This window comes from Rosistilla carotiformis (genome assembly GCF_007753095.1).
Lineage (GTDB): Bacteria > Planctomycetota > Planctomycetia > Pirellulales > Pirellulaceae > Rosistilla > Rosistilla carotiformis.
In genome coordinates this window covers 2079878-2104727 of record NZ_CP036348.1, presented here as the reverse complement: position 1 = coordinate 2104727, position 24850 = coordinate 2079878, and the positions used below count along the sequence as shown (strand labels likewise).

The following is a 24850-nucleotide window of genomic DNA, read 5'->3' as shown; positions in this document are numbered from 1 at the left end:
TGGCTAGAACGTATGCGTGCACAAGCCGTTGATTTCGGTAGACGCGATGCGCACGACCTTCCTTTGGAGGTTTGACCTCAGGCTATTTGAGCCTCAGTCGATGCATTGAAGACGCGTTTTGCTGCGGCAAGGCCCGTATCGCGACCGCTAAACCTGCGCTGGTGCCGGCGTGGGTGGACGAAAGAGATAAGCTGGGCGTGTGGGGGATGCTTTCCGTTCCCCGCCCCGTGTTCGTTGTACTATGATTGTACAGACGCTGCTTTGCACCATGCCTTCCCACCTACTTGATGAGACTCTCCATGGTCGTGTTCTTTCGACGATCCTCTCTTCCCATCCTGGCCTTGGCGATTTTGATTGCCCACGCTGCCATCGAACCGGTAGCCAGCCAAGCTCAACCGCGGCCGAACAATAAATACGGTCAGACCGATGATTTTCGGCAGATCGACCAGTGGCTGCCAACGCCCAATAAATACCGCTCCGCATCGGGAATGCCCGGCCCGGAATATTGGCAGCAGCGAGCCGACTACAAGATCGACGTGCGGTTAGACGACCAGAACCAGAAGATCACCGGCAGCGAAACGATCCACTACCACAACCACGCTCCCGAGCCGCTGGGGTTCCTGTGGATCCAATTGGACCAGAACATCTTTGAACCGGGATCCGACGCGATCGCAACCGCGACGGCACCGAATCTCTCCGACCGCGCATCCTTTAATACGATTCGATCGCTCCTTGCACGGGAATCGTTTGAAGGAGGCTTCAAGATCCACGGCGTGACCGATGCCGAGGGCGGACCGCTGAAATACACGATCGTCAAGACGATGATGCGGATCGATCTGCCCACGCCACTGCCGCCTGGCGAATCGACGACCGTCAAAATTCGCTTCGACTACTTGATTAACGACAGCAAACTAATTCACGCCCGGACGGGGTACGAGTTCTTCGAGAAAGATGGCAACTACATCTACGAGATCGCGCACTGGTATCCACGCGTCGCCGCGTTCACCGATTACGAAGGCTGGCAGAACAAACAGTTCTTGGGACGCGGTGAGTTCACGCTGGAGCTAGGCGATTTCGAGGTCCGGATCACCGCTCCAGAAGATCACATCGTCGCGGCGACCGGCGTGTTGCAAAACGGCGAAGAAGTGCTCACCGAAACGCAGCGGGAGCGGCTGGAAAAGGCGAAGACCGCCAAAGAACCTGTCTTCGTCGTCACGCCTGAAGAAGCTTTGAAGAATCAGAAGGATCGCAGCAAGCAGGACAAGACCTGGGTCTACCATGCTGAAAACGTTCGCGATTTCGCATGGGCCAGCAGTCGCAAGTTCATCTGGGACGCTCAAGGTCACGACCAAAACGAGAACCCCGTGATGGCGATGTCGTATTATCCGAACGAAGCCGAACCGTTGTGGAGCAAGTATTCGACACACGCGATCATCCACACGTTGGACGTCTACAGCCGCTACACCTTCGATTACCCCTACCCGATCGCGATCAGTGTCAACGGTCCGGTCTACGGGATGGAGTATCCGATGATCTGTTTCAACGGGCCGCGACCGGAGGAGGATAAGACCTACACCGCCCGGACCAAATACGGATTGATCTCGGTGATCATCCACGAGGTCGGGCACAATTATTTCCCGATGATCGTCAACAGCGACGAACGGCAATGGACCTGGATGGACGAGGGGCTCAATACGTTTTTGCAGTACCTCGCCGAACAGGAATGGGAAGAGGATTACCCGAGCAAGCGAGGGGAGCCGGAGGATATCACCGGTTACATGCGCAGCAGCGGCCAGGTGCCGATCATGACCAACAGCGAATCGATCCTGCAGTTTGGCAGCAACGCCTACGGCAAACCGGCGACGGCGCTGAACATCTTGCGAGAAACGATCCTGGGCCGCGAGCTGTTCGATTTTGCCTTCCGCGAATACGCCCGTCGCTGGAAATTCAAACGCCCCACGCCGGCCGATTTCTTCCGCACGATGGAAGATGCTTCGGGAGTCGACCTGGATTGGTTTTGGAACGGATGGTTTTACAGCACCGACCACGTCGATCTCGCGATCCGCGACGTCAAGCTGTATCAGATCGACAGCTCCGATCCCGATGAAGAGGCCGAACGCAAGCGTCAGGAAAAAGATAAGCGGCGGCCATCGCTGTCGGCTGAGCGGAACGAACCGCTGCAAAAACGGATCGATCTGTTCCCTGGCCTGAAAGACTTTTACAACGACTTCGACGAACTGGAAGTCACCGAGGATTCGCGGAAAGCGTTTCAGAAGTTTGTCGAAAGCCTGAACGCCGAAGAGAAACAACTGATCCGTCGCAAGACGAACTTCTACGTCCTGACCTTTGAAAACGTTGGCGGTCTGGTGATGCCGATCATCGCCGAGATCCGCTACACCGACGGATCGAAACAGATGTTGGAGATTCCGGCGGAGATCTGGCGAACGAACAACAAGACGGTTTCCAAACTGGTGATCACCGACAAGGAACTCGACCGAATCGAGCTCGATCCGCGACACCAGTTGGCCGACACCGATGCGTCGAACAACTTCTATCCGCCGCGGATCGTCCCCAGCCGATTTAAGTTGTACAAGGACAAGAAATCGTCCAACCCGATGCGAAAGGCAAACGAAGCAAAGAAGAAGTCGGACGCTGACAAGGGGAAAGAGTCGAGCGAAGAAGAGGCTGCGGAGAAGAAGCCTGTTGCCAAAGCCGAAACAGCCAAGCCGGCTGCGGCATCGAAGCCCGCACCCCAACCTGCAACTGCGGAGGCGGCCGAATGATCCTTCCTCTATTGTTATCGATGTTGATGCATCCGTTTCACGTCAGTTTGGCGGAAGGGGAATGGAATCCGCAGTCGGGGCGATTCGAAATTGCGATCCGACTGGAGCCTCGCGATTTCCAGCTTGCGTTATCGAAGCACGCTGGCAAACGGATCGACCTGGAAACGACGGATCGCGACCAGTTGCAAGCCGCGATCATGGCCTACGTGAAAGCCAAGTTCACCGCCGTCGACGGCCAGGATCGCCCCGCGCAGTGGCACTGGGTGGGGATGGAGAACGAAACCAAATACGTCTGGGTTTACCTGGAACTGCAACCCGATGCGGCTTCGCGCGAACTGCGGATCAGCCATCGGATGTTGCACGAAATCGCTTCGACGCAGGTCAACACCCTACTGTTGATGGGAGCGAATGAAAAACAGACGCTCCGTTTCACCAAGGCCGATCCGAATCAAACACTTCGCCGCGACGGCCCCCAAGCCAAGTGGGAAATGGTTGTCCCGCAATTGCCAGCCGATAATTAGCGATTGCCTCGGCCGACTGGATTGCAGGCGAGCCGTCGGGGCCCGAGGTCTGCGGAATCCAACCAATGCGAGTTTATGGTCCTTCCCAACCAACCCGTTTACCCAAACCGCCCTTTCCAGCTTGCAGAATCGTTGTTCTTGGTGTACTCTTTTCGCAGACGACCGCTCCCCACGGAGCGTTCGCTCGCTGGCCGCGGAACAAACGAGTAGCGTTGTTCATCTGAATTGAAAACGTTTTCCGGGCCAACAGGATCTGCTGCGATGGGGCTGGATGCTCCTGCAAACCCTGCCAAACGCGTGTCGGCAAATTCGCCGCACTCCGCATACGGTGACCTCCATCGGTTGATGTAAACCGCTCTGGATCGTCGCTCGCGTCCACACTGGACGCAAAATTCTGTGACTTTCTTGTTTGTCCAGAATCGCCGCGCGTGCGGCAAATGCGTTGGCTTGCCCGCCGGTTCCAGAAATGCCGCCCGCGTTCCAAGTTTGTCGCATCGACCGCAACCTTTGCGGTTTCATTCAGACACACCCTTCGCTGCCGAATTTGACGGCGCGAACCCACGGACCGACCGCCTTGCGGCTCCAATGCCCAGCGACTGTTCCGTGACATCCTTGTTAGGAACCACTTTGAAAACTTTCCAAGAACTCGACCTGATCGCTCCTTTGCAACGCGCTTTGGCCGAAGAAAACTACGAAATTCCCACACCGATCCAAGCGCAAACGATCCCTGCGGCACTCGACCAGCGCGACGTGCTGGGATGCGCCCAGACCGGCACCGGCAAGACCGCCGCCTTTGCGCTGCCGATCCTGAACCGTTTGGGTGCCAATCCCGGACAAACGCAGCCCGGACGGCCGCGTGTGCTGGTTCTTGCTCCAACACGCGAACTGGCGATCCAGATCGGGGACAGCTTTGAGACCTACGGCAAGCACCTGAAGCTTCGCCACGCTTTGGTTTACGGCGGCGTCGGTCAGCACAAACAAGTTCGCGACATGCAACGTGGCGTCCACGTTCTCGTGGCAACGCCCGGCCGTTTGTTGGATTTGATGAACCAAGGGCATATCCATTTGGATCGCTTGGAAGTCTTTGTGCTCGACGAAGCCGACCGGATGCTCGACATGGGCTTCCTGCCCGACCTGAAGCGGATCGTCGCCAAACTGCCCGCACGACGCCAATCGCTCTTCTTCTCGGCCACGATGCCGCCGAAGATCGTCGAACTGACCCAGCGTTTGTTGCGCGATCCGGTTAGCGTCAACGTAACTCCTAAGACGACAAGCGTTGAACGCATCGAACAGCGCGTGATCCATGCCGAACGCAACGACAAGCAATCGATGCTGCGTAAGATCCTCTCGGGCGACGATGTCGACCGCGCGATCGTCTTCACGCGGACCAAGCGTGGCGCCAACACGTTGGCGGAAAAACTTGTCAAGAGCGGGATTTCATCGGCTGCGATCCACGGCAACAAATCCCAAGGCGCACGCCAGCGGGCTTTGGATGCCTTCCGTCGTCGCCAGGTCCAAGTATTGGTCGCCACCGACGTGGCCGCACGCGGAATCGATATCGACGGGGTCACACACGTCGTGAATTTTGATCTGCCAACCGAACCAGAATCCTATGTGCATCGCATCGGTCGGACCGGGCGTGCGGGAGCCGAAGGGCTGGCGATCTCGTTCTGCACCGCTGCCGAACGTGGCGAATTGCACGCGATCGAGAAATTGATTGGGCAAAAGCTGCAGGTCAGTGGCGAACAGCCCAAGCCGGTCACGGCCGCCGAGCGTCACGAAATGCGGTCGACCACGCGTCGCCCGGGTGGTTCGCGACGGAATGCCGGTGCGTCCAATGGCACCGCGGCGTCCCAACAACCGCGCTCGGGCAAGCCGCGTGCGAACAAACCACGCTCGAATAAACTGCCCGCCGCTGCCGCTGCCGCAAACGCACCACAAAACGGTGCGTCGGCGACCATCGCTGCAGCAAAAGCTGCCGCGAAGCCAAAGCCTAAGGGCAAACGTCCTCGTCCCGCAAGCATGTGGGCCGAAGTGGTATGACCCAAGCCCCCCCTCCCGACGATCAGCAATGGATGCGTCATGCGCTTGCATTAGCCGCTCAAGGGAAGGGGCGTGTCGAACCCAATCCGATGGTCGGCTGTGTGATCGTTCGCGATCACGTCGCCCTGGCCGAAGGGTTTCATCAAAAGTTCGGCGGTCCGCACGCCGAACGCGAAGCTCTCTCTGCGTTGCCCGCCGGATGTGATCCGGCCGGGGCGACTTGGTATGTGACGCTGGAACCATGTTGCCATACCGGTAAGACGCCGCCATGCAGCGACGCGGTGATCGCCGCCCGCCCGCGGCGCGTGGTCGTGGCCGCGGTCGACCCGTTCCCCGAAGTGGCAGGTCGTGGGATCGCGCAGATCCGGGCCGCCGGGATCGAGGTCGAAGTTGGTGTTTGTGAAGCGGAAGCGAATCGCCTGAACGCTCCGTTCATCAAACGCATCCGTCAGCGACAGCCGTGGGTGATCGCCAAGTGGGCGATGACTTTGGATGGCAAGATTGCGACCCACTGCGGCAACAGCCAGTGGATCAGTGGCGAGGCGAGCCGTCGAAGGGTGCACCAAGTGCGTGGCCAAGTCGATGCGATCGTGACCGGAATCGGCAGTGTTCTAGCCGACGACCCCACGTTGACCGCGCGGCCACCGGGCCCGCGAACTGCCGCCCGCATCGTAATGGATGATCGGGCGCAGGTGCCTCTGGATTCCACACTCATCAAGACCCAGTCGCTTGCCGGGTTGCACGTCATGGTTGGCGCTGCGGCACCGCAAGATCGAATCGACGCGTTGCGGAACACGGGCTGCGGTGTGATCGTCAACGCATCGGGAACCCGTACCGGCGGCGTCGAGCAACTGATGGCGTGGTGCCACGACCAAGGGATGACCAATATTCTGTTGGAAGCGGGCGCGGGAGTCTTGGCCAGCTTTTTTGAAGTCGACGCGATCGACGAGTACCAGATCTTCATCGCTCCCAAGTTGGTTGGCGGCTCGACCGCTCCAGGGCCGCTGGGAGGCGTCGGTCTATCGCAGATCGCCCAATCGCCAAGCCTGGAACCGCTGCAGGTCGAAACGATCGAAGGCGACCTTCTGGTCACCACCCGTCGCGTCCGGTAGCGCTTCGGGCAAACGGTGCGCCGCGTCCTGCGTTGAAACGGCGGGACTGGTTCAAACGCAAAGGCGCTGCGAGCGCAGAGGTATTGCTTGGCAGCAGAACCTGCGCAATTTGGTTTGAAGGCGACGTCTCCTCCGTGCGCTCTGCGCCTCCGAGTGAACCTTTCCGCCGCCGACGCCGCATTTCATTCGGTGGGGGGGGGATTGAGAGAATGGGAACCGCTGGGGCGTGTCCGTTGGCAGGGGCCGTGAAATCGAGCTTACCGGCGGCGGTTGAAAACGCCGATCCTACTTTGGAAAACTGATTTGTGGTGGCGAAAAACCACGCAACCGATCGGGTTCTCCTCTGTACAATAGACCACAGTACACGTTCCGCCTAGCGGCGGGGGAGCGCGTTGACGCCCAGCGATCGGCGAATGCGGCAGCTCCCAGCAACAAGGCCTCGTTGAGGCCACGCGCAAATCAAGCAAAACACAATCGACGGCTTCACACTTGCTGCCCACGAAGCACACTCCGGGCGCTCGTCTTGTGCAAGTGCACCGTCGCTCATCGGATCCGAAACGCTACGAGGGATTTCATGGCTGGCCCAAAACGCAACTTCACCGACCTCCTGCTCCAACGGGGCATCGTCAGCATCGACCAACTCAACGAAGCGTTGCAAATCTCCCGCGATTCGGGGCTGCACATCAGTGAAGCCCTGGACAAACTGGGGTATGCGACGCCGGAGGAATCGACCAAGGCGCTAGCCGACTTTCACAAGCTCGAATACATCAACCTCAGCGAAGTGCGAATCGACGAGACCGTGATCGAATTGGTCCCCGAATCGGTCGCCCGTGAAAACAACGTCCTGCCGATCGGGGGGGATGAGAATGTTCTTAAAGTCCTGATCAGCGACCCCTTCGATCTCGAGACCGTCGAAAAATTGCGGTTCATTCTGAACCGTAAAGTCGAAACGGCGCTCGCCCCGAAGACCTCGATTCAAGAAGCGATCAACCGCTATTACGGTCAGGTCGAAGGTGAATCGGCTGACTCGATGTTGCAGGAATTTACCGATACAGCGATCGACTTCACCGAGACCGAAGAGGATTCGGGGGGGGATGTCGACGAGATCTTCGACGAAGCCAGCCCGCCTGTCGTCAAATTGGTGCACCTGATGATCGCCGAAGCGGTGCAGTTGCGGGCTTCGGACATCCACGTCGAACCGTTTGAAGATCGCGTGCGGATCCGCTACCGGATCGACGGCCGGCTCGTTGAGCGGGATAGCCCCCCCCGCCGGATGCTGATGGCGTTGATGTCCCGCATCAAAATCCTCTCCAAAATCGATATCGCCGAGAAGCGGAAACCGCAGGACGGGCGGATCAAGATCACCGTGGGGGATAAAGAACTCGATTTGCGGGTCAGCATCATCCCCACCAACCACGGGCAATCGGCGGTCATGCGACTGTTGGACCGCGACAACATTAAGGTGGGTATTCGCCAGCTAGGTCTCGCCGAGCGCGACTTCCGCAATTTCCAATCGCTGATCAAACGCCCCAACGGCATCATCCTCGTTACCGGCCCAACGGGGTCGGGAAAGACGACCACCCTGTATGCATCGCTCAACGCGCTGAACCGCCCTGACCGCAAGATCATCACCGCGGAAGACCCGGTCGAATACTACCTGCAGGGGATCAATCAGTGCGAGGTGCGGCACAACATCGGACTCGATTTCGCGCTGATCATTCGGGCCATGTTGCGGCAGGCACCCAACATCATCCTGGTCGGAGAAATGCGTGACAACGAGACCGCTTCGATGGGAATCCAGGCTTCTCTCACTGGACACTTGGTATTCAGTACTCTACACACGAACGATGCGCCCAGTGCTGCGACACGGATGATGGACATGGGTGTACCATCCTATCTGGTGGCAAGCAGTGTGATTGCGGTCCTCGCCCAGCGGCTGGTGCGGACGGTTTGCCCGCGATGTAAGACACGTTACAAGCCGCCAGAGAGCCTGATCCGCGACGCCGGCATCCCGCCGGAATTGGCGAAGAAGGCGGAATTCGTTAAGGGCAAAGGATGCGCCCATTGCCAGCGAAGTGGATACCGTGGCCGGATCGGTATTTACGAACTGATGCTGGTCCGCAGCACGATCCGCGAGATGATGTTCCAGGCCCGCAGTTCGCAGGATATCCGCAAAGCGGCGATCGAAAACGGCATGACCACGCTGTATGCCGACGGAATCCGTAAGATCATGCGTGGAATCACCACGTTTGAAGAGGTTTATCGGGTCGCAAAGAAGACCGAACAGGATCACTTGGCGATCCAGCAGCTGCTTACCGAAGACTTCTAGTCCGCGAAATTGCTAGCGTTTGCGACGACGATCCCCTCGCCGCTCCGGCGACCAGCCGGAGGGTGCGACGGGGGCAGGTTGGCTCGGGCGGAGCGGCGCAGACGCCCATCCAGCTCGCATCGCCAATGGCGACTTAATTCGCATTGGCCTTCTTTTTCGCAACCCCCAGGCGGTTCGGTTTCCGGTTGCAGCGGATTTGCTGCCCAGACGACAGGGGCGGCCTGGCAGCGGACGGAAATTGCGGGGCACGATCCGTCCGATCGCTCCATCGCGATGCCGCCAGCTTGGTTCTTTTAGGGGGATCCTCAGCGTTGGGCTCCGCAGCTCAAAAATCGCAGCTGGGATCCGTTTCTTTGTCTAACCGGTTGCCCGAGGTGATAATACCACCACAGCCGACATGGCTGCTTATCTAATAATCCAACATTCCTTTGGTTGATCCGACATTCGCTTTTAATTGCGATCGCGGGCAATCAGACTCGTTTTATATTCCGGCGATTCCAACGCCGAGACATCGTCAACCGTTCAAATCGAAGATCGTGAAGTTATAGCAGAGCCCCATTTGGGGGCGTCGATTGTTGATGGGTTCACCACTGACGCGTGGACCGATTCGCCACAGCGCGAGGAACTACCTAGGTATGGCAACCGTTCTGATTGATAAGCTGCTGCAGGCAGCGGTAAAGCAAGGTGTCAGCGACATCCACATCGTGGTCAACCAACCTCCCGTTTTTCGACTGCATGGCCGGATGCGGAAACTGGAGACCAAGGTGCTCGAGGCCGAAGACACTGTGGCGTTGATGAAAAGTATCACGCCGGACCGCTGTCAGCGTGAGCTTCAGGAGACCGGTAGCACCGACTTTGGGTTCGCTTTTGGCGACATGGCGCGGTTTCGCGTCTCGGTCTTCAAGCAGCGCGGCTTCATCTCGATGGTGCTGCGGCAGATCCCCAACGACAAATTGACTCCCGAACAACTGGGGCTCTCCGAAGCGATCATCAAACTGGTGCAACGCCCCCGCGGGCTGTTCTTGGTGACCGGGCCGACCGGTAGCGGCAAGAGTACGACACTGGCCAGTCTGATCAATTACCTGAACGAGACCGTCGATCATCACATCATCACGATTGAAGATCCGATCGAGTTCTACCACGAACATATTGAAAGCACGATCAATCAACGCGAAGTCGGCGTCGACGTGCCCAGTTTCTCCGAAGCGATCCGCCGCGCATTGCGGCAGGATCCCGACGTGATCCTGGTCGGCGAGCTTCGCGATCTGGAGACGATCGAAGCGGCGATCAGTGCCGCCGAAACCGGTCACATCGTGTTTGGCACCCTGCACACCAACAGTGCTCAGGGAACCGTCAACCGGATCATCGACGCTTTTCCAGGTAACTTGCAGGACCAGGTCCGCACCCAATTGGCTTCGTCGCTGATCGGTGTGGTCGCCCAGACGCTGTTGCCGAAAATCGGCGGCGGCCGTTGTGCTGCTTACGAGACATTGATCGTCACCCCAGGTATCGCCAACCTGATCCGCGAGAACAAAACCTTCCGGATCAATTCGGCGATCCAAACCGGTGCCAAGTTTGGCATGCAGTTGATGGACGACGCGCTTTACAACCTGTGGGCCGGTGGGCTGGTCACCGTCGAAGACGTGCTCGGCAAATCGCACCGTCCGGACGACTTGGCCAAGCGGATCGTCGAAGCCCGGCGCGAAGGCGGCGGCGAAGACGGCGAGTCCTCGCCTGAATAACACACGAGCAAACGAATAAACAAGTTCCCTTTTCATTCCTCGAACCTCAAGCCGAAGACCTGTGGCTACACGAAAAATCGGACAGATCCTCGTCGACCTTGGCTTCCTCACCGACGAACAGTTGGAGGTGGTGCTGGAGGAGCAGCAACAGCAACCGGGCGCGTTGTTAGGGCGGATCGCGGAAGACATGGGACTGGTCACCGACGAACAGGTGGCCCAGGGCTTGGCCGAGCAGATGAACATGCAGACGGTTCAGCTGCAGGATGTCGAACTGCCGCCGGAAGTGCTGGCGATGGTCACCGAGACGATGGCCCAGCTGTACCGCGTGATCCCCGTCAAATTCGACGGCAGCACGCTGACCGTCGCCACCTGCGATCCGCAAAACCTTTCGATTCAGGATGAACTGCGAACCTTCCTGGGGTACGACATCCGGATGGCCGTCTCGACCGAACGGGACATCATGACCGCGATGACGCGGTACTTCGACAGCGAATCCGAAAGCGTCGAAAAGGTGATCGCGGCGCTCGAGGACGACGACGACTTGAAGGCGGCGATCTCGGCGCTGGAGTCCGACAAGTTCAACATTACCGATGCCGAAGCGTTGGCCGACTCGGCGCCGGTCCGCAAGCTGCTGAACATGGTCCTGCTGTTGGCGATCAAAGACCACGCCAGCGACATCCACTTTGAACCCTTCGAAGATGAATTCCGCATCCGGATCAAAGCCGAAGGGGTCCTTTACGAAATGGTCCCACCGCCGCGCCACTTGGCTTTCGCGATCACCACGCGGATCAAAGTGATGGCGAACCTGGACATCGCCGAACGCCGGATGCCGCAAGACGGCCGGATCGAATTGATGGTCGGTGGCCACCCGGTCGACCTTCGCGTCAGCGTGATGCCAACGATGTTTGGCGAATCGACGGTTATGCGGATCCTCGACCGCTCGGTCGTTTCGTTGAGTCTCGAAAATGTCGGCATGGACGACACCGTGATGGTGCCGTTTCGCAAAGCGATCGAAAAACCCAACGGCATCATCTTGGTCACCGGACCGACGGGTAGCGGCAAGACGACGACGCTCTATTCGGCCCTGTCCGAACTGAACACGATCGACGAAAAATGCATCACGACCGAAGATCCGGTGGAATACGACATCGATGGAATCATCCAGATCCCGATCGACGTTGGATCGGGAGTCACGTTTGCCAGTTGTCTGCGGGCGATCCTACGGCAGGATCCCGACCGGATCCTGGTCGGTGAGATTCGCGATCTGGAGACGGCTGAGATCGCCGTGCAAGCGGCACTGACAGGTCACTTGGTCTTCAGCACCCTGCACACCAACGATTCCCCCAGCACGATCACCCGTATGAAAGACATGGGCGTGCCGACGTTCCTGTTAACCGCCACGGTGGAAGCGATCTTGGCGCAGCGGTTGGTTCGCCGGATCTGCACCCAGTGTCGCGAAGAAGCGCCGGCGTCGCTGGACCTGTTGGCCGAGATCGGGATGTCGGCTCAAGACGTCGCCGAACACAAATTCTACCGCGGCAGCGGCTGCGATAAATGTAACAACACCGGCTACAAGGGCCGGGTGGGGCTGTTCGAATTGATGATCATGAACGATACGATCCGCGAGATGGTGATGGCCAACGCATCGACCGACGAGATTCGCGACGTCGCCGAATCCAACGGCATGACCACGCTCCGCGCCTTCGGCATGGGGCTGGCCTACAAAGGGGTCACGTCGCTGGAAGAAGTCGTTCGCGAAACCGTCGACCACTGACCGGTCGCAACACCACCGCCAGCGGCCTACGACGCCAGGCATTTCCATAGCACGCCACCCGAAACCCAATTACTTCACCCTTCAAACTATAGACCTCCCCTATGCCTATCTATCTATTTGAAGCGATGGACGCCACCGGGCAAGAGATCCGGGACGAGATCGATGCGCAGAACGAAGAAGAGGCGCAAACCACCATTCGCCAGATGGGATACTTCGTCACGAAGATCTCCGTCAAGAAGCAAGCGGCCAAAGCCGCCGCGAAGAAGAAGCGTCGCGGGGGAGGCGGCTTTGGTGGCGCCAAGACCAAACATATCGCGATGTTCACGCGGCAGTTGTCGATCCTGCAGGATTCGGGGCTGCCGATCCTGCGCAGTCTGAAGATCCTTGAAGCGAACGCCAAGCCGGGCAAACTGAAGAACGCCCTGCTGGATACCTGCGAAGAGATCGAGAGCGGTTCGACGATGAGCGAAGCGATGGCCAAGAGTCCGAAGGTCTTCAACCGCTTGTACGTCAACATGATCAAAGCGGGTGAGGCCGGTGGTGCGTTGGAGACGATCCTGCAGCGGTTGGCCGACTTTATGGAACGGGCTGAATCGCTGAAACGAAAAGTCAAAGGTGCGTTGATCTATCCCTGCGTCGTCGTCTTCGTCGCTTGTGCGATCGTGACCTTCATCATGATCAAGATCGTGCCGACGTTCGAACAGATGTTCGAAGAGTTTGATCTGGAGCTGCCCGCGCCGACGCTGTTGTTGATCGCGCTGTCGAACTACATCGTGCGGTACGGGTTCCTGATCGTTGTGATCCCGATCTGTATGTTCATCATCGTGAAATTGATACGCAAGTTTAAACAGGGGCGGATGGGCTTTGACATGTTCATCATCAAAGCCCCGATCTTCGGCGGCCTGTTGGAAAAGAACATTTTGGCCCGGACGACGCGAACGCTGGGAACGTTGGTCTCCAGCGGCGTGCCGATTCTCGAGGCGCTCAACATCACCCGCGAGACCTCCGGCAACGCGATGTTTGAGCGGCTGTTTGCCAAAGTCACCGAATCGATCCGACAGGGCGAAGTGATCAGCAAACCGCTGGCCGAAAACAGCACCCCTGGTTTCCACCCGATGGCTGCCTTCTTCTGGGCGTTTTTGGGCGCGTTTCCAGGGATCATGTTGATGTCGGTCGCGTTGACCGCCAACTACACCAAGCTGGGTGAAAACCCCGAGATGGTCCAGACGCTGCGAAGCATCGCGTTTGGCGGCACAGCCGGCGGATGTACGTTCGCCGTCTTGTGGTACCTGATGAAGATGAAAGAGCGCGTCGTCGACGACCTGGTGGTCAACATGGTCGACGTGGGTGAAGAGACGGGCGAACTGGACACGATGCTCTACAAAGTTGCCGATACCTACGACGAAGAAGTCCGCGTAATGACCGACGGCATGATGGCGTTGATGGAACCGTTGTTGATCGTGTTCCTCGGCCTGGTGGTCGGCTTTATCGTCGTCAGCCTGTTTATGCCCCTCGTCTCGCTGATCAGCAGCCTGGGCTAAGTCGAACGAAGAGAAAACCGAGCCCTCCGACTCCGTCGGGGGCGCCTAGGACAAACGAAATCAAGGTAGCCCTCCGGCCCCGTCGGAGGCTTACCCAAAAGTTGCAAATTCCAAGCCGCCGCGAACCGCTGTTGATTGAACCGACGCGGGAGGGGCGACGGGGCTGATCGCCGGCAGGCGGGAGGGCCCCGTGGAAGTGAAGTCAAAGAAACAGAGAACGGTTTAAGGCATCGGCGAGCGAGCGAAAGCGCGACCGTTGGTGGACTTGGACACAAGCTGTGGACCTAATCGATGGCCCCAACCGCAGCTTGCCAACGACGGACCGTCCCGGAGGCCGAACGAGGAAACCCAGTGATGCAAACGCAACAGGCACAGGCACAGGTAAAACGCATGTCCCATCCCCTCCGCCCCAGAACCAAGCCCCCCCGCACAGCGTTCACGTTGATCGAGCTGTTGGTGGTCATCATCATCATCGGCATTTTGGCGAGCTTGGTGACCGCCGGCGTCGTGTCGGCGCGAAGCCGGATGATTGACAGCGCGTTGAAAGTGGAACTGACGAACGTTGAGCTCGCATTGGAGGCCTATCGAGACAAGTACGGCGACTATCCTCCCGATTTCTCCGATTGGGCCGTCGTGCAGCGACACTATCGAACCGCCTTTCCTAAGATCTCAGCTAAGGACATGGGGTTACTATCCCAAGCGTGTTTTGTCGATCCAACCGATTCCACGACATTCCAGATCAACGGCATCGATCGTGCCGAAGCACTGGTGTTTGCATTGGGCGGTTTCAGTAGCGATCCACGGTTTCCTTTTTCTGGAAGCGGCGGTCCGTTTGTTTATGTTGGGACCGGCAACGTCGACGACTTGGATTCCTATCACTACAACACATCGCGAGACAACCGACTGTTCGAGTTTGACGAGGTTCGCCTAACGATGGGACTGAACGGTGTGTTCGGTTATTCGACCGACGAAGGGCTCTATTGGAATACTTCCACGGCGGCACTGGGTGCAACGGTTGCACCCAACGCCACGCCGGCCGCTCCGTCGGGTGTGACCGCCGACCTTTTCCCCGTCTATCGCCGCAGGAATGACGAAACCTCTTTGCCTTTCGTCTACTTCGATTCGCGAACATACAGTCTTGGTACAACGTCGCGTGCTGTAAACGTCTACCAGCCTACGGCAGGCTCCGTGGGTGTTGCTAAGCCCTACAAGTCACTGCTGGTGAACACCGGCACGACGAGTTCAATTCCTGACGATGGACTGTTTTTTGTCAATCGAGACAGCTTCCAGATCGTCAGTGGTGGGCAGGACGAACACTACGGTGGTGACCCGAGCGCACCAGCGATGGCTTATATCTTCCCTGCCGGTACCGGGTTCAATTTGAATTCCGGATTGGTTGCTGGTGTTGGCAACTACCTCTACACACCCGACCCAACCAATTTCCAGGAAGACAACGTCACGAACTTCTCATCGACGACCCTCGAATCGGATCTGGAGTAGTCCCATGATAGTTCGCCAACAAATCTCCAATATCCGGCCACGACGTGGTTTTACACTTGTTGAGTTATTGGTCGCCATCTCGCTGCTTGGGATTATGGCGACGATGATTGGCATGGCACTTAGCAGTGCTCAAGGCGACGCCCGACGTGCCCGCGCGAAATTGCAAGTCGCCAAGATTCGCGAGATTCTGTTGCATCGCTGGGATGACTACATGGTCATGCAAATGCCTGTATCCATTGGTGGCACGAAGCAAAGACAAGCATCTAGGGAGAGAGCACGCGTCCGTTTAGCATTGTTACGCGATCGCATGCGTATTGAGATGCCTGACCGGATAACCGACTTGGCAAGTCCAGCCCAAACCTGGGTAACCGCCGTTCGGACGGCCCCGGGAACCTATGCAGCCGCAACAGCAGATTCAGTAACAGTCCCCTTGTTCGATATCTACCGAGAACGAGTCGTACAGACGTACGTCGCGTTGGGGAAACTTCCCGCGTCGGCGGTCTATGCCGATGTTTTTCCGGGGGGGATGGACCCTTTGCCGCCATCGACTACCGATGATGACCTGTGGACTCGCGAACATCAGTCGGCTGAGTGTTTGTATCTGATCCTTTCGGCGATGAACTTTGCCGGTCGCCCTGCGCTCGATGCGTTTCGTCCCTCGGAGATCGCCGATACCGATGGCGACAGCATGCCCGAGATCGTCGACCCTTGGGGGACTCCAATCGCCTGGGCGCGTTGGCCAGCTGGTTATTGGGTTGGCATCAGTGAGACCGATCCCGTCACAGACTTTGGTCCAGACGGTTTCGATTTGCTCAATGGAAGCTTGCGTTATCGTGACACTAGCTTTCCCGATCCGTTTAATCTTCAACCACTAGTCGTGTCGGCAGGACCTGATGGTGAGTTCGACACCCGTTTCCTTAACGGAACAGACCCTAATTCTACAGTGGAAATTAGTTATGTCGGCGCACAGTTTCGCATCGTTTTTGGTGGCCTGAACGAGATTGATCCTTATTACGTCAACACAGATTTAGCGGACGCGGACAACGATTACACGAAGGGTGGTTTCGAGGGCGTTGGTTCAAGGGCGGATCTGGATGGCGACGGATACGACGCTGCGGTTGACAACATCATCAGTTCGGAGCTTTAGGCGATGTCTCAGATGCAACAACAAAGACGAAATTTCCGAATCGGCTTTACGCTGGTCGAGCTGTTGATCGTTGTGTCGATCATCACCTTGGTGACAGCGATCGCTTTGCCGACGGTCCGCGACCAGCTTCGCGATCAGAAAGCAACCCGCACCGCGTCGCTGGTTCGTTCTTATCTCGACACCGCGCGAGCGCGTGCCGTGAACACCGGCAAGCCCTACGGAGTCGTGATCAAGCGATCGGGGATCAGCGGATTCGAAAGTGCCCGCAGTATCGAGTTGCGATACTGTCGGTTGGCATCGTCTTACTCGGGCGACGAATCCGATGCCTTTGCACTTATTACGCCTCCGGGTACTTATGATGCCTCGATTCGGATCGTGCAGTTCCCCAATACCGATGGGACGGATCCGGTCTACGGTAACGACGTCATTCGAACGCCGCCTCCTGGTTTTGTTGTCGTTGGCGATACGATTCAGTTCGACGACTCCGACGTCAACTTTCAAATCCGTCAAGTGACATATGATTCATCGACACCGGCCAACCTCGTCAGTCTTCAAGTCGTACCTGTCGATCCATCGGTCGTCTCCGATGTAGCGGTGGGTGCTGGCAGCAGTGCAACACGAGGTTATTCGATCTCTCGATTTCGCGAGACCGCATCGTTGCCGTTGTACTTGCAGACCGGGACGATGATCGACCTCACCTTTTCGGGATATCGTCGCGGCGATGCCTCGGTGAAAGATTACGGCACAGCGTTTGGGAGTCATCAACGTCTGTCGGCATGCCAGTTTTCACCGATGGAAATCGAGCATCGATACGATCTCACTCGCGGTGCAACATCGACTGCAGCGTACGACACGGCGGGGACTTCTCCGGTAGTGGCGTCCGCTCGGACTTATCCGTACGGCGACATCTACATTCTGTTTGCTCCTAACGGAACGGTTTATTCGGTCATCTATGGCGAGTTATATGGGGCTCCAGGCTCGAAAGCTATCCGAATGCAGCATCACTTGGTGAACTCCGATATCTACCTGATGGTCGGGCGAGAAGGGTTAACCGACGTCGCCGACCCGATGTCGCTTAGTTCCAAGGAACAAGCCACAGCCTTTGACCTGCAATCGGTCTGGGTTGTCATCAATGGTGTTTCTGGAGAAGTGACCACTCAGACTCCTAATCCGATCGCCAGCGTGCGAGACAGCGGCCTGCAGGCAGCTGAAAAAACGCCAGCTGAAATGCACAACGGCATTTCAGCCCTGATGCACGTGTCGCGAGAAAAGATCTAATCACGGATAAGCCCTATGTCAAAATCCACTCAGAAACGCAACGGCATTACGCTGATCGAAGTGATGTTCGCAATGGGAGTCATGTTGATTGGCTTGTTGGGAATCGCTTCGGTAATCCCCGTCGCTGCGAACTACGCTCGTCAAACGCTCGAGAACGATATCGGCACGGTCTATGCATCGCATGCTGTTGCATTGATCAATTCGTCGAAGTTCCTCGAACCCAAAGATTTGGTTTTTGTAAACGATGAAACTCCGGGGCTAGGTTCCGATTATTTGCGCAATCGGCCGCGGCGGGAGCCCGGAAATTTCCCCGCAGCCGGTTTTCAGGTTGGGACCACACCATCGTTTTGTATCGACCCATGGTTTTTGAACCATGCACTCTCCTATCGCGATACCAGCGGGAGTGTCAACGGTTTCCACGCGGGCGTGTTTCCGTACTACGATTCCGATTACTCGCCAGCCGTTTCGCCCAACGCTACAGCGATGCCAACGGGCGATCCAAATCAGTTCCCCCGGTTATGGAGAGTTTTTCCCGAGATCATCACAGGCAGCCCAGCACTTTCGCGGCGAATTGGCGGCGCGATCCAAAGCGTGTTTCAGAACGACGACTCGCTCTCAATGGAATTTCCTGACGATCCAACTCTCTACCCACAACAAATCGCGTACACATCTCAGGTTGGTGCTGCGTCGAACATCGCAGTGCGACGGCTGGCCGAGGGGCACTATTCATGGATTGCAACGGTGACGCCATCGAATTCCGTGATTGCCGCCGGTGCGATGAAGTTGTCGGTGGTGATCATTCGCGACCGTGTGTTTGTTCCCCATCCAAGCAACCCGCTGACCTCTACATCGCCGCTGAATTACGCAGTCAGTGCAGATGCCGAATCGAACGCGACCAACGAACGACTTGCGTTGATAACCGGAGCAATCGGCTTTGTTGGAGGTCTGGGCGGATCGGTTACGGTCGAAGCATCGACCGACATGAACGATTCGATCAAGGCGGGACAGTGGGTAATGTTGTCGCAACGCAATTTCAATCCATCTCTACCAGCCGTACACGTTTGGTATGAAGTCAATAACGTATCCGAGCCATCTCCTTCGACAAGTTTCACTGGCGGTTGGAAGCGAACTGTATCGCTGGTCGGTCCCGATTGGCCACAACCTGATATGACGTCAAACGCGACGCACATGACGATCGTCGAAAACGCGATCGCCGTCAAAGAAATCGAAATCACGCTGTAAACTTACAAACTCCTCTCGTCTCCTTTTCTCCGTGTGAACTTTCCGTACAGAGGCATCTCATGACTCGCATCGTACAACCCTCGAAACGTTCAGGAATCATCCTGTTGGTTGTGCTCGGCATGCTGGCGTTGTTCAGCATCCTGGCCATGACGTTCCTGCTGTTTACATCTCAATCGCGGTACGCATCCGAAGCGATCGCACGTAGAGAGTCGAGTTCGTTTGATCCCCAAGTTTTCCGGGAACGAACGATCGAACAAGTGCTCGCGGGAAGTGCTGCCCCCGGCAGCGCGTTCTGGGGACACGACATGTTGGGAGACTACTATGGCTATCGTGGCGCGTTGTCACCAGATAACCCTACGTACCAGATTAGCGGCAACACGGTTCTTCGTTGCTTGGAACCGTCAGCATTTGGGCTTGGCAGTTGGTCGGCTGCACGCCGTGATGCAGTCCGTCCCATGCCTCACTTGGGAAAGAAGTACGTCAGCTTCTCCACTCGCTTGTACCTAGGAGCTCGTTTTGCGCTCGACGATCATTTTAACGGTCGGGTGCTAACTTTTGAGGAAGGCCCGTTAGAGGGTTTGCCGTTGTTGATTGTACGGTACTTTGGCGATCACAGAGGCGTGGCGGGCGCAGGGACGGACGACATCGAAGATGAATACCGGTTGAACGGACGCATTGTTGTCGACGTCGAACCCTACCTCGAGAATCTGATTACCATCGACGATGAAGTCAAGACGCTCTCTAAGTGGCTCGATCTTCCCTCGAGTACCACTCAAAGTCACCCCTCAGTTTTGTTCTACTCCAAAGGCGCCAATCAATTATGGGGAGCCGGTCCCGATTCGCCGTACTATGCTGCGGCTGTTGGATCCGATGACGTGGGTTACAAATTTTACGTCAATGGAACCCGGCTGAACGGCCCTGGCATGGGCTGGATGAGTCGCAGCGGCACGTACAATCTAAACCAGACAGCGAGAAACCTTAACGCAACATTTGGTGCCGATGCCTCGGTCGCCTTGATGGGCAATTACGGCAGTTATCTCACAACGGCAAACGCGCCAAACTTGCTTGGTGATGCTAACGAACCTTTTGACGTCCCCGACTATAACGACTGGTTCTTGGCACACTTTCCGGTCGATGCTCCATCGACCGAATTGCCCGCGCCATCGTTTGTCCGCCCCGCGATCATCAACTATGTGTTGAACTATTACAACACACCATTGAATTCGCTCACAGTACCACAACTACAGACGATTCATCGGATGCTGGTTCAATGCAATCTGCGTCCGCTGCGGCACAACGACGGTGCAGACGATAGGTACGACAGTTTCTCCGGTGGGGCAGCAGCGTTAAACGTCGATATCGATTTCAGCCAATCGGTTGCGACGATCGCCGCGGATATTCAAAGCCTTGCGACTGCGATCGCTACTGGACCCTGGGATGTCGACAACGACGGTGACGGCATCAACGACAGTGTTTGGATCGACGGGGGCTTGCCAACGGCAACGATGCCCGACGGGACGCGTGTAAAACCGATGGTTGCCGTGCGCATCGAAGACCTCGGTGGTCGAATCGACATCAATCATGCTGGACGATACGCGGACGTATCGAAAGTCGTTGAGGGAGCCATTGCCCAGGGACTCTCAGGCGCGTATCCAAGCCCTACTCCTGAAACCCGAACCGTCGGCGACGTTCCATCTGGCTTTGGATACGGGCCTGCCGAAATCCCACTTGGCTACAAAAACGGAACCACGGAAGTCGGAACGCTTCCTAACTCCCGAGTGAGGTTGGCTTGGGACCGGTACGATGACAGTCACGGGACTTTCGTTCCTGGGCAGTCGGGAGTGTCCTCGCAAAACTATCTGTTAGACAACGACCTTACAGGATTCTTTCGCGAAACAGGTCGTCCGACGACGCATTTTGGTGTTTCGCACTACGGTAGTCCCCTGGATGTATGGGGCCGTGGTCGGGTAGCGATCGGAATTTTTGGGCAACCTCTTTTCGATGGTTTCTCGATGACGGTGACGCAACCGTCTTCGGTTTCCGCCGCGTATCCAGTCAACTCTCGCACGTTGGATGAGCGACAAAACGATCCCTACGAGATGGCTTCGCGATACCGAGTCTATTTGGACCTTCCTTATTCCGAAGCCGATTTGGATGTGGTACTGAATCGAGACGAGAGTGCCGCCGATCGCCTCACGTCGATCATCCAAACCGACTTGGCAAGCCGAGCGGATATCGTGCGTCGCGGGTTCACGACCCGCAGCGAGTCGTTGGAACTACCACCAACCACGATGCCGGCTGAATGGCGGAGTTCGGCAACCGAAAACGCTAGCACTTGGTTGACGAATCACTTCTTGCGAATTCTGGAAAAGGGGCATACCCCCTCAGGTTCGCTGAATGAAGAACAGATGCGATTCTGGTCGGTGATTGCTCCCGAGTTGCGATTGGGACAACGACTGAATTTGAACCGTCCGATTGGCAACGGAATCGATACCGATGGCGACGGTGTTGTCGATGACCCGCAAGAGATTCTGGCTGCGATCGAATCGTTTTATCCAGCGATCGATGCGACGTCTGGATCGATTGTCAACACGCAATGGACGACTGGATCTGGCAGCAACATGCCCGCCGACTTGACTCCGGAAGAGATCTCGCGGAACAGTCGCACTCTTCTCGCGCGTCACCTGTACTGCTTGGCGATGTTTGTCACCCGTGATGAAGCGACGGATACGTCCTTTGATTATCGATCGACAACCACTGGACATGCGGCGACCGAAGCCGAATATCGCGCATGGCGCTTGGCCCAGTGGGCGGTGAACGTCGTCGACTTCCGCGACGGCGACAGCATCATGACCGGATTCGAATACGACGTCGATCCGTACGACGGATGGGATGTCGACGGAGATCTAAACACAACCAACGACACAAAACCCGATGGCAGTGCAACGCCACGAGGCGTCGTCTGGGGTATGGAAGCGGCGGAATTGTTGTTGACCGAGTCGCTCAACTTCCACGATCGCCGAGTCAAAGATTCGGAATTTGATTCGGGCGACATGAGTAAGCGTCTGCCCGATCCTACAATGGATGACTGGGGGGACAACGATGATGACGTCGATCAATATCGGATTCCCCAAGGGACAACGATCTTGGAATTGTTTTGTCCGCGATCGCCGCAAAAATTCGACACCAGCTCCGATCCAGCCAACCCGTGGGCTGCTCCAAGCGATCTCTACACAGCTGTCGATACCGATGCCGACTCGGTTCCCGACACGCGTTATTTGAATCTGTCGGCAAAAGCGCCCGACAACAATCCCGTTTGGCGAATTGGAATCACCCCGAACCACAGTTCGGATGCAACCGCGGATAACAATGACCCTCAAGTTAGTCCGGTCACGCGTTTGCAGGATTCTGCAGCCTCAAAAAACGACTTGTTGGCAGCAGCTGATGTGGAACAGTTCATTCCAAAAATCGATGCCACTTCGCACTTCCCATATCGGCAGGATCCTGCGTTCAAGTTCGACCGCGTGATTTGGATGACATCTCAAGACCCGACTGCGGTTACACTTCCCGACGATTCCAAAACCGCTGGTGGCACGCCTAAGGTGTTCTACAGCTTTAACACCGACACGACTTATTCGCCTGACGGGATTCTGTTGGGAGGAGGGCAGTATGCCGTGATCGGTTCTCGAACGTTTACTGCAATCGGAGCTCAAAACGTTCCGACACCTGTAGGCTTAAACTACAGCAGCTATGCGAGTCCCCAATCGATCACGTTGACCCCGACCGCGATTGAAACTAGAGACACCACCGGTGCCATGATCACGCCAACTTACAGTGAACAGATTCGCGACGTGGTGGGAATCATCGCATCGGCGCCAGTTCCTGCGACCTGGGCGAATGCTGCAACGACAGCGCCGGAACGAATTGGAGTCAACATTTCCGAACCCGGTCCATGGGAGACGACCTACTATCCCGAACCCCAATATCGACTGGTAGGTTCGGACAATACGTATCCATTTGACGCATATGTCGATGAAGAAACCCCAACCAACAGCTTGCCCGACCAACCGTTTGACGAGCGATCATGGGCGCCACTCGCGAACGATTTCACGGATGGGCAAAAGACAGGAACTCGGTTGAATTACAAGACCGCGTACCTGCAGCGGTTGGCCGATCCAACCATGCCGTACAACGCGACCACCAACCCTTACCTGACGGTCGATTGGATGCCGTTGGATCTGACCGTTTTCAACGGAGAAGAGAAGAACAAGCAGGAAAACGACCAATCTGGGACACCAGGCTGGATTGATCCTTCGGATCCAAATCCGTATACAACCGCGCCGGATGAACGTTTTGCCTCCCGTTATAAAAACGGAGTCGACTTTTGGCACTACGACTCGAACGGCGATGGGGATATCACTGCCGCAGATTCGGTTTTGAATGAGGGGATGGGGCACAATAACATCTACTCGTACGGGACCCGCGTGCCGGGCACAACGTCTGAAATCGCACTTTCGACATCGAACTTCGCGCACGACATATTGAACAGTGGGCCGCAGGATAATCCTACGGCGGGAACAGCATCGTCAACGCTTGGGTATTTGAACGCATCCTTTGGACCACGTTGGGTTCAAAATCCGGGTAGCCCGTCGAGTCAGCTATTGCGATATGTAGGTGCCCCGGCAACCCGACCGTTTCCATGGATGACGTGGAACAATCGGCCGTTTGCATCGCCGTACGAAATCATGCATGTTCCGATGACCAGTAGTTCTCGGCTAATGCTAAAGTTTTCGACGGCTGCTATGCTCGATTCAATGTATGACACTTATAACCCCGCCGCGACAGCGAACGGATCACCGGAGGGTCCCGAAGTGTATCGTGGAGAGTTCGGCCATTTGTTCAATTACTTAGCGTCGGATCCTGATTTCAGCAACAGTCCCAACTTCGGTCGGATCCTCGAGTGGGTAGGAACCCCCGATCCGTTTGATTATCGGCACGAAATGATTCATCCGGGTAATTACCTTGGTCCGATCCAAAGCGCGGCGCAGACCTGGCCTCCTGAAGTTAATAGTTACACAAATGTGTTTGACTTCCGCGATCTCGTTCCGTTCGAAATCCTGCGTCCGCCATTTAACTGGAAACCGAATGCAGGTCGGGCTGGCAAGATCAACCTGAATACGTTGCAGAGCCGAAGCACGTTTCTCGATCTGATGCAGCCCTATTCGACAACCGCTGAGACTGAAAGTGACGCTCCTGCGTTTTGGAGTTCATACATTGAAAGTCGGCGTGGCTATGCTGTTCCAGCAACGTCTACTGTTTCGGTATCGCCCTATTTGGACGGAACACGCCCGACTCAATTTGCGGGAGCCTTTAAGCCTTCCGGGTTTGCTGGTATTGGGCCGTTGGTGATCAACTATGACGCATCAACTAACACACCATCGTATTCAACGACGATGCAAAACGGTACTCCGTTGAGCACGGGACTTTTGCGTCCAGATCCAGCCTCGGCGACCAAACCGCTGTTTCGTCGCAACGATGACGACACGGTACGCGCCATTTCGAATACGCGCAGCCAATTCCATCGCAATTTGGGCATCACACGATTGCCGAATCTGACCGATTCGAACTCCCAGGTGTTTGCCGTTTGGACAACGATTGGTTTGTTCAACATCGATGCCAATGGTGACCCTGCGGACGAATACGGTGCCGATATTGGCGAGGACCGTCGTTATCGATCGTTCTACATCATCGATCGCACGATTCCTGTTCGCTACGAACCAGGCGACGGGGAATCGGCCAAACGCGCCATTATTCATTCACGAAATTTGGACTGAGCCT

The 24850-nt window shown here is 56.6% G+C and carries 13 protein-coding genes; all 13 read left to right on the top strand.

Going from position 1 to position 24850, the window contains the following annotated elements; translation table 11 throughout:
• Positions 1-299: 299 nt before the first annotated feature.
• The 13 genes from Poly24_RS07775 (at position 300) to Poly24_RS07715 (ending at position 24846) form a co-directional block, all read left to right on the top strand.
• A complete protein-coding gene (locus Poly24_RS07775) occupies positions 300-2783 on the top strand; it encodes a M1 family metallopeptidase (protein WP_231753514.1) in 2484 nt (827 codons plus the stop codon).
• Positions 2780-3304, top strand: a complete 525-nt coding sequence (locus tag Poly24_RS07770) for a DUF6702 family protein (protein WP_145092890.1) — start codon at positions 2780-2782, stop codon at positions 3302-3304. Before Poly24_RS07775 ends, Poly24_RS07770 begins: the two co-directional genes overlap by 4 nt.
• Before the next feature lie 627 nt (positions 3305-3931).
• Complete coding sequence (locus tag Poly24_RS07765) at positions 3932-5347, top strand: DEAD/DEAH box helicase (RefSeq protein ID WP_231753513.1); 1416 nt, start codon at positions 3932-3934, stop codon at positions 5345-5347.
• Positions 5344-6459 (top strand): bifunctional diaminohydroxyphosphoribosylaminopyrimidine deaminase/5-amino-6-(5-phosphoribosylamino)uracil reductase RibD, encoded by a 1116-nt coding sequence (ribD, locus tag Poly24_RS07760; protein ID WP_145092884.1) that lies wholly within the window; start codon positions 5344-5346, stop codon positions 6457-6459. The genes Poly24_RS07765 and ribD overlap by 4 nt, the downstream gene beginning before the upstream one ends.
• 574 nt (positions 6460-7033) lie before the next feature.
• The gene (locus tag Poly24_RS07755; protein WP_145092881.1) at positions 7034-8788 is read left to right on the top strand and encodes a GspE/PulE family protein; all 1755 of its coding nucleotides are present in this window, start codon (positions 7034-7036) and stop codon (positions 8786-8788) included.
• Positions 8789-9423: 635 nt separating this feature from the next.
• The gene (locus Poly24_RS07750) at positions 9424-10530 is read left to right on the top strand and encodes a type IV pilus twitching motility protein PilT (protein ID WP_145092878.1); all 1107 of its coding nucleotides are present in this window, start codon (positions 9424-9426) and stop codon (positions 10528-10530) included.
• A 61-nt stretch (positions 10531-10591) separates the two neighbouring features.
• The gene (locus Poly24_RS07745) at positions 10592-12304 is read left to right on the top strand and encodes a GspE/PulE family protein (protein ID WP_145092875.1); all 1713 of its coding nucleotides are present in this window, start codon (positions 10592-10594) and stop codon (positions 12302-12304) included.
• Between the two features lie 101 nt (positions 12305-12405).
• Entirely contained in the window at positions 12406-13845 is a 1440-nt protein-coding gene (locus Poly24_RS07740) for a type II secretion system F family protein (protein WP_145092872.1), read from the top strand.
• 390 nt (positions 13846-14235) lie between these two features.
• Positions 14236-15345 (top strand): prepilin-type N-terminal cleavage/methylation domain-containing protein, encoded by a 1110-nt coding sequence (locus tag Poly24_RS07735; protein ID WP_197452400.1) that lies wholly within the window; start codon positions 14236-14238, stop codon positions 15343-15345.
• 4 nt (positions 15346-15349) lie between these two features.
• A complete protein-coding gene (locus Poly24_RS07730) occupies positions 15350-16492 on the top strand; it encodes a type II secretion system protein (protein WP_145092866.1) in 1143 nt (380 codons plus the stop codon).
• 3 nt (positions 16493-16495) lie between these two features.
• Positions 16496-17770: a prepilin-type N-terminal cleavage/methylation domain-containing protein gene (locus Poly24_RS07725; RefSeq protein WP_145092863.1), complete on the top strand. Its 1275-nt coding sequence runs from the start codon at positions 16496-16498 to the stop codon at positions 17768-17770.
• Positions 17771-17785: 15 nt separating this feature from the next.
• Positions 17786-19012 carry a type IV pilus modification PilV family protein gene (locus tag Poly24_RS07720; RefSeq protein ID WP_145092860.1) on the top strand — a complete coding sequence of 409 codons (1227 nt, stop codon included), beginning with the start codon at positions 17786-17788 and terminating at the stop codon, positions 19010-19012.
• Between the two features lie 59 nt (positions 19013-19071).
• Positions 19072-24846, top strand: a complete 5775-nt coding sequence (locus tag Poly24_RS07715; RefSeq protein WP_145092858.1) for a hypothetical protein — start codon at positions 19072-19074, stop codon at positions 24844-24846.
• Positions 24847-24850: the final 4 nt, after the last annotated feature.

Excerpts from the sequence above, each read along its gene's own strand:
- Poly24_RS07755 (WP_145092881.1), top strand. The coding sequence starts at position 7,034 with ATGGCTGGCCCAAAACGCAACTTCACCGACCTCCTGCTCCAACGGGGC.
- Poly24_RS07730 (WP_145092866.1), top strand. The coding sequence starts at position 15,350 with ATGATAGTTCGCCAACAAATCTCCAATATCCGGCCACGACGTGGTTTT.
- Poly24_RS07740 (WP_145092872.1), top strand. The coding sequence starts at position 12,406 with ATGCCTATCTATCTATTTGAAGCGATGGACGCCACCGGGCAAGAGATC.
- Poly24_RS07735 (WP_197452400.1), top strand. The coding sequence starts at position 14,236 with ATGTCCCATCCCCTCCGCCCCAGAACCAAGCCCCCCCGCACAGCGTTC.
- Poly24_RS07725 (WP_145092863.1), top strand. The coding sequence starts at position 16,496 with ATGTCTCAGATGCAACAACAAAGACGAAATTTCCGAATCGGCTTTACG.
- Poly24_RS07775 (WP_231753514.1), top strand. The coding sequence starts at position 300 with ATGGTCGTGTTCTTTCGACGATCCTCTCTTCCCATCCTGGCCTTGGCG.
- Poly24_RS07720 (WP_145092860.1), top strand. The coding sequence starts at position 17,786 with ATGTCAAAATCCACTCAGAAACGCAACGGCATTACGCTGATCGAAGTG.
- Poly24_RS07770 (WP_145092890.1), top strand. The coding sequence starts at position 2,780 with ATGATCCTTCCTCTATTGTTATCGATGTTGATGCATCCGTTTCACGTC.
- ribD (WP_145092884.1), top strand. The coding sequence starts at position 5,344 with ATGACCCAAGCCCCCCCTCCCGACGATCAGCAATGGATGCGTCATGCG.
- Poly24_RS07750 (WP_145092878.1), top strand. The coding sequence starts at position 9,424 with ATGGCAACCGTTCTGATTGATAAGCTGCTGCAGGCAGCGGTAAAGCAA.
- Poly24_RS07715 (WP_145092858.1), top strand. The coding sequence starts at position 19,072 with ATGACTCGCATCGTACAACCCTCGAAACGTTCAGGAATCATCCTGTTG.